This window comes from Acinetobacter pittii (assembly GCF_022449185.1).
GTDB classification, from domain to species: Bacteria; Pseudomonadota; Gammaproteobacteria; order Pseudomonadales; family Moraxellaceae; genus Acinetobacter; species Acinetobacter pittii_I.
The window spans coordinates 700,993-714,499 of the sequence record NZ_JAKUKO010000001.1; the positions used below are offsets into that span (position 1 = coordinate 700,993).

Below are 13,507 nucleotides of genomic sequence, written 5' to 3' on the forward strand. Positions count from 1 at the left end.
TGGTGCAAATGTTGGTCGTATTTTGGTGCATTACACAAAGAGTAGGCTTTCCACCTATGCTTGAGACAAGAAAAGACATACAATACGCGCATTCAAGTGGAGCGCAGATTCATGAAGACCCCCAAAGTCGGTTTTGTTTCTTTAGGTTGTCCTAAGGCATTGGTAGATTCTGAACGAATTTTAACTCAGTTAAAGACTGAAGGTTATCAAGTTGCATCAGATTATGATGGTGCTGATTTAGTTGTTGTTAATACCTGTGGTTTTATCGAATCTGCGGTACAAGAGTCGCTAGATGCAATTGGCGAGGCCATGAGTGAAAATGGTCGAGTAATCGTTACTGGATGCTTAGGTAAAGACGAAGAAAAAATTCGTCAAATGCATCCAAACGTTTTAAAGGTTACTGGTGCGGCAGCTTATCAAGATGTAATGGAAGCTGTACATGAATATGTACCAGCGCCACCTAAACACAACCCGTTTATTGATCTTGTTCCTGAGCAAGGTATCCGTTTAACACCAAAGCATTATGCTTATTTAAAAATATCTGAAGGCTGTAACCACCGTTGTACCTTCTGTATTATCCCAAGCATGCGTGGTGATTTAGTATCACGTCCAGTTGGTAGCGTATTAGAAGAAGCGGCTGCATTAAAACGCGCAGGTGTGAAAGAAATTTTAGTTATTTCACAAGATACTTCAGCTTATGGTGTAGATACTAAATATAAGCTGGACTTCTGGAATGGCCAGCCTGTTAAAACAAAATTCTTTGATATGTGTGAAGCACTAGGTCAACTTGGTATCTGGGTGCGCTTACATTATGTTTATCCATATCCACATGTTGATGCGGTTATTGACTTAATGGCACAAGGTAAAATTTTGCCATATCTTGATATTCCATTCCAACATGCAAGCCCGCGTATTCTTAAGTTAATGAAGCGTCCGGCTCACAGTGAAAATACACTCGAAAAAATTAAATTATGGCGTGAAAAATGCCCGGATCTTGTGATTCGCTCTACGTTTGTAGTGGGTTTCCCAGGCGAAACTGAAGAAGATTTTCAAATATTGCTCGATTGGTTAGTTGAAGCTGAACTTGATCGTGTTGGCTGCTTTACCTACTCACCAGTAGAAGGCGCTACGGCAAATGACTTACCCGATCATGTGCCTGAAGAAATTAAGCAAGAGCGTTACGAGCGCTTTATGCAAGTGCAGCAACAAATTTCTGCTGCTAAGTTGCAAAAACGTATTGGTCAAACGATGACTGTATTAGTCGATAGTTTGGAAGATGAATATCCTGTTGCTGTTGCACGTTCTTATGCCGATGCTCCGGAAATTGACGGTAATGTCTTTGTAGAAGATATCGATAAGAGCACTATTCAACCAGGCGATATGTTGGAAGTCGAAATCACCGATGCGGATGAATACGACTTATTTGCAAAGTTAATTAAAATTAAGTCGGTCTAATCGATAACGATTCAAAAAAGCATTCAGTTTAAGAGGTTTTGGAGCAAACTCATGGCGGAAACAATTAGCCCCCGTTATTCACGCATTTTATTAAAACTATCTGGTGAAGCATTATCAGGTAACAAAGACATGGGTATTGATGCCCAAGTTCTTGATCAAATGTCCCTTTCAATTGCTCACTTGGTTGGCTTAGGTGTGCAAGTGGGTATCGTTGTTGGTGGCGGTAACTTGTATCGTGGTAGTCAGTTGCAAAAGGATGGTTTGGTTGGTCGTGTAACAGGCGATCAAATGGGTATGCTTGCAACTGTAATGAATGGCTTGGCTATGCGTGATGCATTGGTTCGCCGTAATATCAGAACTCGCCTTATGTCTGCATTACCAATTGGTACAGTAGTAGAGTCTTATTCAAGTCGTGATGCTATCCGTCACTTGAGTCAGGGTGAAGTTTGTGTTTTTGTTGCTGGTACGGGAAATCCATTCTTTACGACTGATACGGCAGCTTGCTTACGCGGAATTGAAATTGAAGCAAATTTAATTCTAAAAGCGACCAAAGTAGATGGCGTATATAATAAAGATCCAAGTAAATACGAAGATGCTGTTAAATATGATCATTTAACCTTTGATCAGGTATTAGATGAAAAACTTGGTGTTATGGATTTGACAGCTATTTGTTTATGTCGTGACCATAATGTGCCATTACAAGTTTTTGATATGAATAAATCAGGTGCGCTATTGTCAGTAGTCATGGGCGAAAAAGAAGGTACACGCGTTACTAAATAATGTACGTGTTGACGAAAGCTCTTTATACTAGCGCTAAATTAAATTTGTTAAAACATCCTTGAATAAATAAGTAAGGTAGATCATATGATTAACGATCTGAAAAAAGACAGCGAACAGCGTATGTTGAAAACTCTTGAGTCTTTGGAACTCGGGTTTGCGAAAGTTCGTACCGGCCGTGCACACCCATCAATTTTAAATGGGGTAATGGTTCCTTACTACGGTTCTGATGTGCCTTTAAATCAAGTGGCAAACGTTGGGGTTGAAGATTCTCGTACACTTCTTGTTCAGCCATTTGAGCGTACAATGGTTTCAGCTATTGATAAGGCAATTCGTGAGAGTGATCTTGGTTTAAACCCGATTACAGCGGATGCAATTCGTGTACCTTTACCTGCATTAACTGAAGAAACACGTCGTGATATGCAAAAAATTGCGCGTAGTGAAGCTGAAAATGCAAAAGTTGCAATTCGTAATATTCGTCGTGATGTATTAGGTGATATCAAAGCATTATTAAAAGAGAAAGAAATCTCTGAAGATGATGAGCGTCGTGCAGGTGACGATATCCAGAAAATCACTGACAAATATGTTGCAGAAGTAGACAAGCGTCTTGCAGCGAAAGAAGCAGAATTAATGAAGGTCTAAATTTTATGACCGATTCAGAAGAGTATCATCTTCCTAAGCATGTTGCCATCATCATGGATGGCAACAACCGCTTTGCAAAAAAAAATCAAATGCAAAAAGGTGATGGACATCGAGAGGGTAAAAATGTTCTTGATCCTATCGTTGAACATTGTAAAAAAACAGGTATTCATGCTTTAACGGTTTTTGCATTTTCAAGTGAAAACTGGAATCGACCACAATTTGAAGTCGATCTGCTTATGAAGCTTCTTGAAGAAACTATTCATGAGCAAATACCTCGCATGAAGAAATTTAATATTGCTTTGCGTTTCATCGGTGATCGTTCCAGATTACCGTCACACCTAGTTGCCTTAATGGAAGATGCAGAGCAACAGACAGCACACCATAATACTATGACCTTAACTATTGCAGTGAGCTATGGTGGGATGTGGGATATTGCAAATGCAGCAAAACAAGTTGCTGAGGCAGTTTCCCGTGGTGAATTTGGTGCTGATCAAATAAATGTTGATTTGTTCGGAAAATATGTCAGTCTAAACGATCTGCCAGCTGTGGATTTATTGATCCGTACAGGTGGAGATTATCGCATATCTAATTTCTTGTTATGGCAAGCAGCGTATGCGGAACTGTATTTTACTGATACTTTATGGCCAGAATTTACAGTAAAAGAATTCGATCATGCATTGAATGTTTTTTCAGGGCGTGAACGTCGTTTTGGCAAAACCTCTGAACAAATTCAGCAAGAGAAAATAGAGAACTTATAATGTTAGAGCGGATTGTTACCGCATTGGTACTTGTCGCAGTTGTTTTAGGCTGTATGTTTGCTACGCAATCACATTATCCAATGTTGGTTCTTATGATTGTAGCAGCAGGGGTTGCGGGGTATGAATGGTATAAATTAATGCCCCATGAAACTGTAAATGCTGTAAAACCAAAAGCTTGGTGCTACGGTCTGCTTGTTGCATTCGTTTCAGGCGTTGCTCTATTTTTCCATGATATTGCATTACTGTTGTGGTCAGCTTCAATTTTGACTTGGCTTGTAAGCGTTTATTGGGTCAAATCCTTTCCTGAATTTGATGGGTGGTATAACGCTACTCTATATGTAATTGGCATTATTTTAGTTTGTGCTGCGGTAACTTCAATTTTTGTTGTTTGGCAAAGTTCCCCATGGTGGTTAATGTATCTGTTCTTGCTTGTGTGGGGTGCAGATAGTGGTGCTTACTTTGTCGGCCGTAAATTTGGTAAAAGAAAATTAGCTCCAACCGTTAGTCCGAACAAATCAGTAGAAGGCTTGTATGGTGGTATTATCACGACCATACTGGTAATGTTGGTTGTGCAATACCAATACCTAAATTTAACTTTAATTCAGCAAATTTTGTTTCTTATCTTGTCACTGATTACAGTATTCGGTTCAGTTTTAGGTGATTTATTTGAGTCGATGATTAAACGTCGTGCTGGTATTAAAGATTCTGGACGTGTGCTACCTGGTCATGGTGGTGTTTTAGATCGTATTGATTCTTTACTTGCTGCAGCCCCGATCTTTGCAACGGGAATGTATATATTAAAACTTATTGGTGTAGATTTATAAATGACACAATCTGTTTGCATATTGGGTGTAACCGGTTCCATTGGGCAAAGTACCTTAAAAATTTTAAATCAACATCCTGATAAGTATTCAGTATTTGCAATTTCAGCTCATAGTCGAATTTCTGAATTGGTTGATATATGTAAACAATTCCAACCAAAAGTTGTAGTTGTTCCAAAGCAAAAAGTTGACGAATTAGCAGCTTTATTTGTAAAGAATGAATTACAAAATATTGAAATTCTGACTGATCAGGAAGGGTTGGTAAGTATCGCATCTCATCCAGATGTTGATGTAGTTATGGCCGCAATTGTTGGAGCAGCTGGTTTATTACCAACATTAGCGGCTGTAAAAGCTGGTAAACGTGTATTGCTTGCTAATAAAGAAGCTTTGGTCATGTCTGGTGAAATCATGATGCAAGCAGCACGTGATCATCAGGCATTATTATTACCAGTAGATTCAGAACACAACGCTATTTTTCAGTCATTACCTCATAACTATTTAGAAGCTGAAAGAAATGGACAACCGCAACAGGGTGTATCAAGAATCTTATTGACCGCTTCAGGTGGACCATTTTTAAACCATTCGTTAGAACAATTAGAAAAAGTTACTCCTGCCCAGGCTTGTAAGCATCCCAACTGGTCTATGGGACAGAAAATCTCAGTTGACTCAGCTACTCTTATGAATAAAGGGTTGGAGTTGATCGAGGCGTGTCATTTGTTTTCAATATCTGAACATTTTGTTACAGTTGTCATTCATCCACAAAGTATTATTCATTCTATGGTGCAATATGTTGACGGTTCAACATTGGCTCAAATGGGTAATCCAGACATGTGTACACCGATTGCCCATGCATTAGCATGGCCAGAACGTTTACAGACTAATGTTCCCGCTTTAGATTTATTTGAATATTCTCAGCTTAATTTTCAAGCACCGGATATCAAGAAATTTCCAGCACTGGATTTAGCCCGTCAGGCAATGCGTGCGGGAGGGCTGGCACCTACTATTTTAAATGCTGCAAATGAGGTTGCCGTTGCTGCATTTTTAAAGGAACAGATTGGATTTACAAATATCCCACAAGTGGTAGAGCATACTTTGCAAAAATTGGAAAACTCAGTTGCTGATAATATCGAGTCTATTTTGAATAAAGATGAAGTAGCACGACATATAGCACAGCAGTATATATCAAGTATAGGAGGCTGAAATGAGCACATTATTTATGATTGCAGCAGCAGCTCTCTTGCTCGGTCCATTAATTGCAATTCATGAGTTCGGTCATTATTGGGTGGCACGAAAACTTGGTGTTAAAGTTCTAGTTTATTCCATCGGTTTTGGTCCGACATTACTTAAATGGACATCAAAAAAATCTGGAATTAAGTACCAACTTTCAGCTTTACCTTTAGGTGGTTATGTAAAAATGCTCGATGAGCGCGAAGGTAATGTTGCAGAGCAAGATTTACCTTATGCATTTAACCGTCAAAAACCATGGAAGCGTATAGCAATTGTTGCGGCTGGACCTTTAATTAACTTGATTTTTGCTATTTTACTTTTCTGGATTTTATTTTTACCAGCACAGGAACAACTAAATACAAGAGTGGGTAAAGTTATACCCAACTCGCCGGCTGCAATAGCTCAACTACAAGTAGGTGACAAGATTATTGCTGTTGACGGAAAGGAAACGCAAACTTGGGAAAAACTTAACTTTGCTTTGATTGATCGTGTAGGTGAAACTGGTAGCTTGAATATCGATGTAGATCGTGCAGGTACTGAGAAAAATATTGTTTTACCAATTAAAGACTTTTTAAAAAATCAGAATGAATCAGCTCTAGATGTATTAGGCTTTTTACCATATCGTCCCGTTATTCCCGCTGTTGTAACTGAGTTGACTGCAGATGGGGCAGCGATTCGTCAAGGCATGAAAGTCGGTGATCGTATTGTTTCAATTAATGGTCAAGTAATGAAAGACTGGTTTGATGTTGTGGAAGTTGTGCAACATTCACCAGAAAAATTACTTAATATTGATGTGCTGCGTAATGGTCAACTCGTTCATTTGCAAGTCATGCCTCAAGGAAAGCGTGACAATATGGGGCAAGTGAGCGGTGTCTTAGGTGTAAAAAGTGATGCAGGAAAAATTACAATTCCTGACGAATATAAGCAAACAATTCAATATACTCCATTACAAGCTTTCCAGATGTCACTAGAGAAAACTGGTCAAATCTCTAGCATGATATTGAGTTCAATAGTAAAAATGGTTAAGGGATTGATTGGTCTAGAGAATCTTTCCGGACCAATTACAATCGCAAAGGTAGCGGGACAAAGTGCAGAAATGGGATGGCAGACTTTTATCTCATTTATGGCTTTAATGAGTGTAAGTCTTGGAATTTTAAATTTATTGCCAATTCCAATGCTTGATGGTGGACATCTTGTTTATTACATTATTGAAGCTATTCGTGGCAAGCCTGTTTCTGAACAAATACAAATGTTTGGTCTAAAAATTGGTATGGTACTGCTCGGTAGTATGATGCTTTTAGCTTTATTTAACGATTTTATGCGTTTGTAAACGTATATGGATTTATAACTTACTGGAAAAACTGGCATGCGGCACACACATTTTTTAATGCCTTTGGCACTTGTTAGCGCTATGGCAGCGGTACAACAAGCATATGCAGCTGATGATTTCGTTGTTCGAGATATTCGTATAGATGGTTTGGTTCGTCTTACTCCTGCAAATGTTTCTACCATGTTGCCAATCAACAGTGGCGATCGCGTTAATGAACCGATGATCGCAGAAGCAATTCGAACATTGTATGCCACTGGACTTTTTGACGATATTAAAGCATCAAGAGATAACGATACTTTAGTTTTTAATGTTGTAGAGCGCCCAATTATTTCAAAACTTGAATTTAAGGGTAACAAACTTATTCCTAAAGAGGCGTTAGAGCAAGGTCTCAAAAAAATGGGTATTGCTGAAGGAGAAGTTTTTAAGAAGTCAGCTTTACAAACAATTGAAACCGAATTAGAGCAGCAATATACTCAGCAAGGCCGTTATGATGCTGATGTAACTGTTGATACGATAGCTCGCCCAAATAACCGTGTTGAACTTAAATTAAATTTTAATGAAGGTACGGCAGCTAAAGTTTTTAATATCAATATTATTGGTAATACTGTTTTTAAAGACAGTGAAATTAAACAAGCTTTCGCAGTTAAAGAAAGTGGATGGGCTTCAGTTGTAACTCGTAATGACCGTTATGCTAGAGAGAAAATGGCAGCGAGCCTTGAAGCTTTGCGTGCGATGTATCTGAATAAGGGTTATATCAATTTTCATATCAATAACTCACAGCTTAATATTAGTGAAGATAAAAAGAATATCTTTATTGAAGTTGCTGTTGAGGAAGGTAGTCAGTTCAAATTTGGTCAAACCAAGTTCTTAGGTGACGCACTTTATAAACCTGAAGAGTTACAAGCTTTAAAAATCTATAAAGATGGCGATACTTATTCTCAAGAAAAAGTAAATGCTGTTAAGCAATTGTTATTGCGTAAATATGGTAATGCTGGTTATTACTTTGCAGATGTGAATGTTGTTCCGCAAATTAATAACGAAACGGGGGTTGTTGACTTAAACTATTATGTAAACCCAGGTCAGCAAGTAACCGTACGTCGTATTAACTTTACAGGTAACAGTAAAACTGCCGATGAAGTATTACGTCGTGAAATGCGTCAAATGGAAGGCGCTTTAGCGAGTAATGAAAAAATCGATTTATCGAAGGTTCGTTTAGAGCGTACAGGATTCTTCAAGACTGTTGATATTAAACCAGCTCGTATTCCAAACTCACCAGATCAGGTGGATTTAAACGTAAATGTTGAAGAACAGCACTCGGGAACTACAACATTAGCGGTAGGTTACTCACAAAGTGGTGGTATCACATTCCAGGCAGGTTTGAGCCAAACTAACTTTATGGGAACGGGTAACCGTGTTGCGATCGATTTATCTCGTTCTGAAACTCAAGATTACTATAACTTAAGTGTTACCGACCCTTACTTTACAATTGATGGGGTGAGCCGAGGTTATAACGTTTACTATCGTAAAACGAAACTAAATGATGACTATAACGTTAATAACTATGTTACCGATAGTTTTGGTGGTAGTTTAAGTTTTGGTTATCCAATTGATGAAAACCAAAGTTTAAGTGCTTCGCTTGGTGTTGATAATACTAAAGTAACGACTGGTCCTTATGTCTCTACTTATGTCCGTGACTATTTGTTGGCAAATGGTGGCAAACCAACTGGTAAGTCGACTTGGTGTCCAAGTGGTAAGAATGAGACTGATCCTAGCACACAGAAACCAATACCGGATACATGTGAAGGTGGGTTTGAAGACTATAATAGTGCTTTCGAAAGTGAATTTTTTACCTATAACTTAAACTTAGGTTGGTCATATAACACCTTAAATAGGCCAATTTTCCCAACTTCAGGTATGTCACATCGTGTTGGTCTAGAAATTGGTTTACCTGGTAGTGATGTGGACTATCAAAAGTTGACTTATGATACCCAGGCATTCTTACCAATTGGTAAATCAGGATTCGTACTTCGTGGTTATGGTAAGCTTGGTTATGGTAATGATTTACCATTCTATAAAAACTTTTATGCGGGTGGTTATGGCTCAGTTCGAGGATATGATAACAGTACACTTGGACCAAAATACGCAAGCGTAAATTTACAAGAAACCAGGCAAAATGATAGTTCACCAGAAGAAGTGGGTGGTAATGCTTTAGTTCAGTTTGGTACAGAGCTTGCATTACCATTACCATTCAAAGGTGATTGGACTCGTCAAGTGCGTCCGGTTTTATTTGCTGAAGGTGGTCAAGTTTTTGATACTAAATGTGATATTAATAATACTGCCTACGGAACTAAAGGCATGAAGATTAATGGTCAGCAAATTGATGATGTTAGAAAATATTGTGAAGATAACTATGGTTTTGATTTAGGCAATATGCGCTATAGCGTAGGTGTTGGCTTCACATGGATCACCATGATCGGACCATTATCTCTTAGCTATGCATTCCCTCTAAATGATAAGCCTGGTGATGAAACTAAAGAGATCCAGTTTGAAATCGGTCGTACTTTCTAAGTACGACTTGACTAAACATGCAATAAGGACACAAATTTAAATGAAAAAATTAAATATATTAATGTTAGGATTAGGTTTGACAGTTTCTGCCATGACTAATGCTGCCGGTTATGGCGTCATTGATCTTGCTAAAGTTGTTGAAAGCAGTACTTATTTGAAACAACAAAATGCAAGTTTAAATCAATCAGTTAAGCCAACCACAACTCGTCTTGAGCAGTTAGGTAAAGAATTAGAAGGTCTTCAACGTCAAGCCCAAACTCAAGGGCAAAAAATGAAAGAAGATGATATCAAAAAGCTTCAGGCGCAATATCAAACAAAACTCAATGAATTTAACTCAACTCAACAAGGTTTGCAGTCTAAAGTTCAAACTAGCTTGCAAGGAATGAACTCAACTTTCGAGAGTCGTGTGAAGCAAGCAGCTGAACAATTACGAAAAGAAAATAATCTTGACTTTATTTTGAATAAAAATTCGACTGTTGCCTATGACGCTAAATATGATTTAACTGATAAAATGATACAAAAGGTTAATTCAATGAAATAAATTAATGAAAGTGCAACATTATCGTTTAGATGAACTAGCTCACCTAGTGAATGGTGAGTTAGTCGGTGCGGGTAGTCTTCAATTCATAAACCTAGCAAGTTTAGAAAATGCTGAACCTTCTCATATTACTTTCGTAAATGGCGAAAAGTATATTGATCAAGCAAAGGCTAGCCGTGCGGGTGCGTACATTGTTACAAGCTCTATTAAAGAACAGCTTACTGATAAACAAAATTTTATTATTGTTGATAATCCATATTTAGCTTTTGCCATACTTACGCATGTTTTTGATAAAAAGATCACATCAATAGGTATTGAAAGTACTGCTCAAATTCATCCTTCTGCAATTATTTCTGAAAAAGCATATATTGGTCATTACGTTGTAATTGGTGAAAATTGTGTAGTAGGAGAGAACACGATTATTCAGTCTCATACTCGTCTGGATGATAATGTAGAAATTGGCAAGGATTGTTTTATCGATTCTCATGTCACCATTACTGGTGGTTCTAAATTACTTGATCGTGTTCGAGTTCATGCGAGTACTGTAATTGGTAGTGAAGGCTTTGGCTTTGCACCGTATCAAGGTAAATGGCATCGTATTGCACAATTAGGTTCAGTTATCATTGGTAATGATGTCCGCATTGGATCAAATTGTAGTATTGATCGAGGGGCACTAGATAATACAATTTTGGAAGATGGGGTAATTATTGATAATCTTGTGCAAATCGCACACAACGTTCATATTGGTTCCAATACAGCTATTGCTGCTAAATGTGGAATTGCTGGAAGCACTAAAATTGGCAAAAACTGTATTCTTGCAGGCGCCTGTGGTGTGTCTGGTCACCTTTCAATCACTGATAATGTGACTTTAACTGGAATGTCAATGGTCACAAAAAATATTTCTGAAGCAGGTACCTATTCTTCAGGAATTGGATTGTTTGAAAATAGTCATTGGAAAAAGACAATTGTACGCTTACGACAATTAGCAGATGTGCCATTGACCCAAATCACTAAACGACTTGATCATATACAAGCTCAAATAGAGTCTCTTGAATCAACTTTTAATTTGCGTAAATAGAATATTATGACCGAGTCAACTACACCTAAATTTGCCATCCCTGAATTACCAATGCAGATTCAAACGATTCGTCAATATTTGCCGCATCGTTATCCATTCTTATTGGTTGATCGTGTGACTGAAGTTACTGACAATAGTATTGTTGGTTATAAAAATGTTTCTATTAATGAAGAGTTTCTGCAAGGACATTTTCCAGAATACCCAATTATGCCGGGTGTTCTAATTGTAGAAGCATTAGCTCAAGTTTCGGGCGTTCTAGGTTTTATCATGAACAATGAGACGCCAAAACCAGGTTCTTTATTCCTCTTTGCTGGTGCAGAAAAGGTAAGATTTAAAAAACAAGTAGTTGCTGGCGACCAACTTGTATTAAAATCTGAATTAGTAATGCAAAAACGCGGTATCTACAAATATAACTGTACGGCTACCGTTGACGGTATAGTAGCAACAACCGCTGAAATTATGATTTCACACCAAAAAACAGAGCAGGCATGAGCAATCACGATTTAATTCATTCTACGGCCATTATTGATCCATCTGCAGTGATTGCTACAGATGTTCAGATAGGACCTTATTGTATTATTGGTCCGAATGTGACGATTGGCGCTGGCACTAAATTACATTCACATGTTGTAGTTGGTGGTTTTACCAAAATTGGCCAAAATAATGAGATTTTCCAGTTTGCAAGTGTTGGTGAAGTTTGCCAAGATTTGAAATATCAAGGTGAAGAAACTTGGTTAGAGATTGGAGATCATAATCTAATTCGTGAGCATTGCAGTTTACATAGAGGAACTGTACAAGATAATGCTTTAACTAAAATAGGTAGTCATAACTTATTGATGGTTAATACGCATATTGCACATGACTGTGTTGTTGGTGATCATAATATTTTCGCAAATAATGTCGGTGTTGCTGGACACGTCCATGTCGGTGATCATGTCATTATTGGTGGTAATTCGGGAATTCATCAATTCTGTAAAATCGATTCTTACAGTATGGTTGGTGGAGCATCTTTAATTTTAAAAGATGTACCAGCTTATGTTATGGCATCTGGTAATCCAGCACATGCGTTTGGTATTAATATAGAAGGTATGCGCCGAAAGGGTTGGTCTAAAGATACAATTCAAGGGCTTAGAGAAGCTTATAAATTGATTTTTAAATCAGGACTGACTTCTGTTCAAGCCGTTGAGCAGATTAAAAATGATATTCTTCCGAATGTTCCAGAAGCTCAATTATTAATTGACTCTGTTGAGCAATCAGAACGTGGTATTGTGCGTTAAGCTGAGATATTCAAAAAAAGACACCGCAATCTGCGGTGTCTTTTTTCTTAAAAACTTTTATTTATTAAAAAATTTGGCTTCTTCAGAGTTTGGATACTGACTTAAGATTTTGGTTTTATATTGATTTGCTGAAACAGTATTTTTATCTACATCCTTAGCAATACTGTAGAGTTGATAAAGTGCGCGAGAAGCTTTACTAGAATTTGGGTATTGGGTAGCGACTACATTGTAGTTCTTTTTAGCTTCATTATAATTTACTGGATCAGTTGCTAAATTAAACTCAGCTAACCAAAAATAGGCATTTCCTGTGTAGATGCTATTAGGATGATTTCTGATAAAGTTCTGCATTGGAGCAATCGCTTTTTTTGCTCCACCTTGTTTGTAGGCATCCAAAGCAACAGTATAAGCTGCTTTTTCAAGTTCTAGAGGGTTTGACTGATTTTGCGTAGCAGGCGGTGAAGCTGGTTGCGTTACTTGCGTTTGTGAAGGGGAAGTAACTTGACTTGCAGAAGCTGTAGTACTTACTGCTTTATTGTCGGTAGGTGGAGCTTCTGAGCTTCCAGTAACTGTAGCATTACTATTTGCTGTATTGTCTGATGTTGCACTTTCTGGATCTACTTTTTGATTAAGTAATTCCAAACGTTGGTCTAAATCAGTATAGCGATTAGATAAATCTTTTTTCAATTGTTCAATATCATTCGATTGTTCTTCTAACTGACCGCGTAAAGTACGTATATCATTTTCTAATTGTTGGTTTTTTTGCATCAATTCCCAATTTAAATTACTAGGGACTGAAGCGTTATTCGATGAGGTGTTAGTTGAACTACCACCACTTTGACTTAAACCGCGCGATTCAATTGGAATATTGGCATAGAGAGAAGTAGTGCTCATTAAGGCAATAAATAATAAAGAATGCTTCATCAATCGCATGAGTATAGGTCCATAATTTTATGTAAAAGCTAACTTGAGAAGGGAATATGTAAACTATTCACATTAGCTATCTAAGGTTTTAATTGATCATTGCAATTAAAACAGC

At 37.7% G+C, this 13,507-nt stretch carries 13 protein-coding genes; 12 read left to right on the forward strand and 1 reads right to left on the reverse strand.

What is annotated here, in order from left to right; translation table 11 throughout:
- The first annotated feature begins 111 nt into the window (after positions 1-111).
- The 12 genes from rimO to lpxA all read left to right on the forward strand — a co-directional run bounded on the left by rimO (position 112) and on the right by lpxA (position 12,471).
- The gene (gene rimO / locus MKX14_RS03285; RefSeq protein ID WP_046812280.1) at positions 112-1,455 is read left to right on the forward strand and encodes a 30S ribosomal protein S12 methylthiotransferase RimO; all 1,344 of its coding nucleotides are present in this window, start codon (positions 112-114) and stop codon (positions 1,453-1,455) included.
- A 51-nt stretch (positions 1,456-1,506) separates the two neighbouring features.
- Positions 1,507-2,235: a UMP kinase gene (gene pyrH / locus MKX14_RS03290; RefSeq protein ID WP_000852257.1), complete on the forward strand. Its 729-nt coding sequence runs from the start codon at positions 1,507-1,509 to the stop codon at positions 2,233-2,235.
- Between the two features lie 84 nt (positions 2,236-2,319).
- A complete protein-coding gene (frr, locus tag MKX14_RS03295) occupies positions 2,320-2,874 on the forward strand; it encodes a ribosome recycling factor (RefSeq protein WP_002115638.1) in 555 nt (184 codons plus the stop codon).
- 5 nt (positions 2,875-2,879) lie between these two features.
- Complete coding sequence (gene uppS / locus MKX14_RS03300) at positions 2,880-3,632, forward strand: polyprenyl diphosphate synthase (RefSeq protein ID WP_046812279.1); 753 nt, start codon at positions 2,880-2,882, stop codon at positions 3,630-3,632.
- Entirely contained in the window at positions 3,632-4,456 is an 825-nt protein-coding gene (gene cdsA, locus MKX14_RS03305) for a phosphatidate cytidylyltransferase (protein WP_017385994.1), read from the forward strand. Before uppS ends, cdsA begins: the two co-directional genes overlap by 1 nt.
- Positions 4,457-5,653 carry a 1-deoxy-D-xylulose-5-phosphate reductoisomerase gene (gene ispC / locus MKX14_RS03310; RefSeq protein ID WP_240281748.1) on the forward strand — a complete coding sequence of 399 codons (1,197 nt, stop codon included), beginning with the start codon at positions 4,457-4,459 and terminating at the stop codon, positions 5,651-5,653. It begins immediately after the preceding gene.
- Between the two features lies 1 nt (position 5,654).
- Positions 5,655-7,010: an RIP metalloprotease RseP gene (gene rseP / locus MKX14_RS03315; RefSeq protein WP_240281749.1), complete on the forward strand. Its 1,356-nt coding sequence runs from the start codon at positions 5,655-5,657 to the stop codon at positions 7,008-7,010.
- 36 nt (positions 7,011-7,046) lie between these two features.
- On the forward strand, positions 7,047-9,578 hold the full coding sequence (gene bamA, locus MKX14_RS03320) for an outer membrane protein assembly factor BamA (RefSeq protein ID WP_240281750.1): 2,532 nt from the start codon (positions 7,047-7,049) through the stop codon (positions 9,576-9,578).
- A gap of 40 nt (positions 9,579-9,618) precedes the next feature.
- Positions 9,619-10,119, forward strand: coding sequence for an OmpH family outer membrane protein (gene ompH, locus MKX14_RS03325; RefSeq protein WP_108010848.1), 501 nt, complete (start codon positions 9,619-9,621; stop codon positions 10,117-10,119).
- A gap of 4 nt (positions 10,120-10,123) precedes the next feature.
- Complete coding sequence (lpxD, locus tag MKX14_RS03330; RefSeq protein WP_046812275.1) at positions 10,124-11,194, forward strand: UDP-3-O-(3-hydroxymyristoyl)glucosamine N-acyltransferase; 1,071 nt, start codon at positions 10,124-10,126, stop codon at positions 11,192-11,194.
- Between the two features lie 6 nt (positions 11,195-11,200).
- Positions 11,201-11,686, forward strand: a complete 486-nt coding sequence (fabZ, locus tag MKX14_RS03335; RefSeq protein WP_002115603.1) for a 3-hydroxyacyl-ACP dehydratase FabZ — start codon at positions 11,201-11,203, stop codon at positions 11,684-11,686.
- A complete protein-coding gene (gene lpxA, locus MKX14_RS03340; protein WP_046812274.1) occupies positions 11,683-12,471 on the forward strand; it encodes an acyl-ACP--UDP-N-acetylglucosamine O-acyltransferase in 789 nt (262 codons plus the stop codon). The genes fabZ and lpxA overlap by 4 nt, the downstream gene beginning before the upstream one ends.
- A 57-nt stretch (positions 12,472-12,528) precedes the next feature.
- On the opposite strand, the gene MKX14_RS03345 is transcribed toward lpxA, so the two are convergent.
- Positions 12,529-13,401 (reverse strand): YbgF trimerization domain-containing protein, encoded by an 873-nt coding sequence (locus MKX14_RS03345; protein ID WP_108010844.1) that lies wholly within the window; start codon positions 13,399-13,401, stop codon positions 12,529-12,531.
- Between the last annotated feature and the right edge of the window lie 106 nt (positions 13,402-13,507).

Excerpts from the sequence above, each read along its gene's own strand:
- rimO (WP_046812280.1), top strand. The coding sequence starts at position 112 with ATGAAGACCCCCAAAGTCGGTTTTGTTTCTTTAGGTTGTCCTAAGGCA.
- pyrH (WP_000852257.1), top strand. The coding sequence starts at position 1,507 with ATGGCGGAAACAATTAGCCCCCGTTATTCACGCATTTTATTAAAACTA.
- frr (WP_002115638.1), top strand. The coding sequence starts at position 2,320 with ATGATTAACGATCTGAAAAAAGACAGCGAACAGCGTATGTTGAAAACT.
- uppS (WP_046812279.1), top strand. The coding sequence starts at position 2,880 with ATGACCGATTCAGAAGAGTATCATCTTCCTAAGCATGTTGCCATCATC.
- cdsA (WP_017385994.1), top strand. The coding sequence starts at position 3,632 with ATGTTAGAGCGGATTGTTACCGCATTGGTACTTGTCGCAGTTGTTTTA.
- ispC (WP_240281748.1), top strand. The coding sequence starts at position 4,457 with ATGACACAATCTGTTTGCATATTGGGTGTAACCGGTTCCATTGGGCAA.
- rseP (WP_240281749.1), top strand. The coding sequence starts at position 5,655 with ATGAGCACATTATTTATGATTGCAGCAGCAGCTCTCTTGCTCGGTCCA.
- bamA (WP_240281750.1), top strand. The coding sequence starts at position 7,047 with ATGCGGCACACACATTTTTTAATGCCTTTGGCACTTGTTAGCGCTATG.
- ompH (WP_108010848.1), top strand. The coding sequence starts at position 9,619 with ATGAAAAAATTAAATATATTAATGTTAGGATTAGGTTTGACAGTTTCT.
- lpxD (WP_046812275.1), top strand. The coding sequence starts at position 10,124 with ATGAAAGTGCAACATTATCGTTTAGATGAACTAGCTCACCTAGTGAAT.
- fabZ (WP_002115603.1), top strand. The coding sequence starts at position 11,201 with ATGACCGAGTCAACTACACCTAAATTTGCCATCCCTGAATTACCAATG.
- lpxA (WP_046812274.1), top strand. The coding sequence starts at position 11,683 with ATGAGCAATCACGATTTAATTCATTCTACGGCCATTATTGATCCATCT.
- MKX14_RS03345 (WP_108010844.1), bottom strand. The coding sequence starts at position 13,401 with ATGCGATTGATGAAGCATTCTTTATTATTTATTGCCTTAATGAGCACT.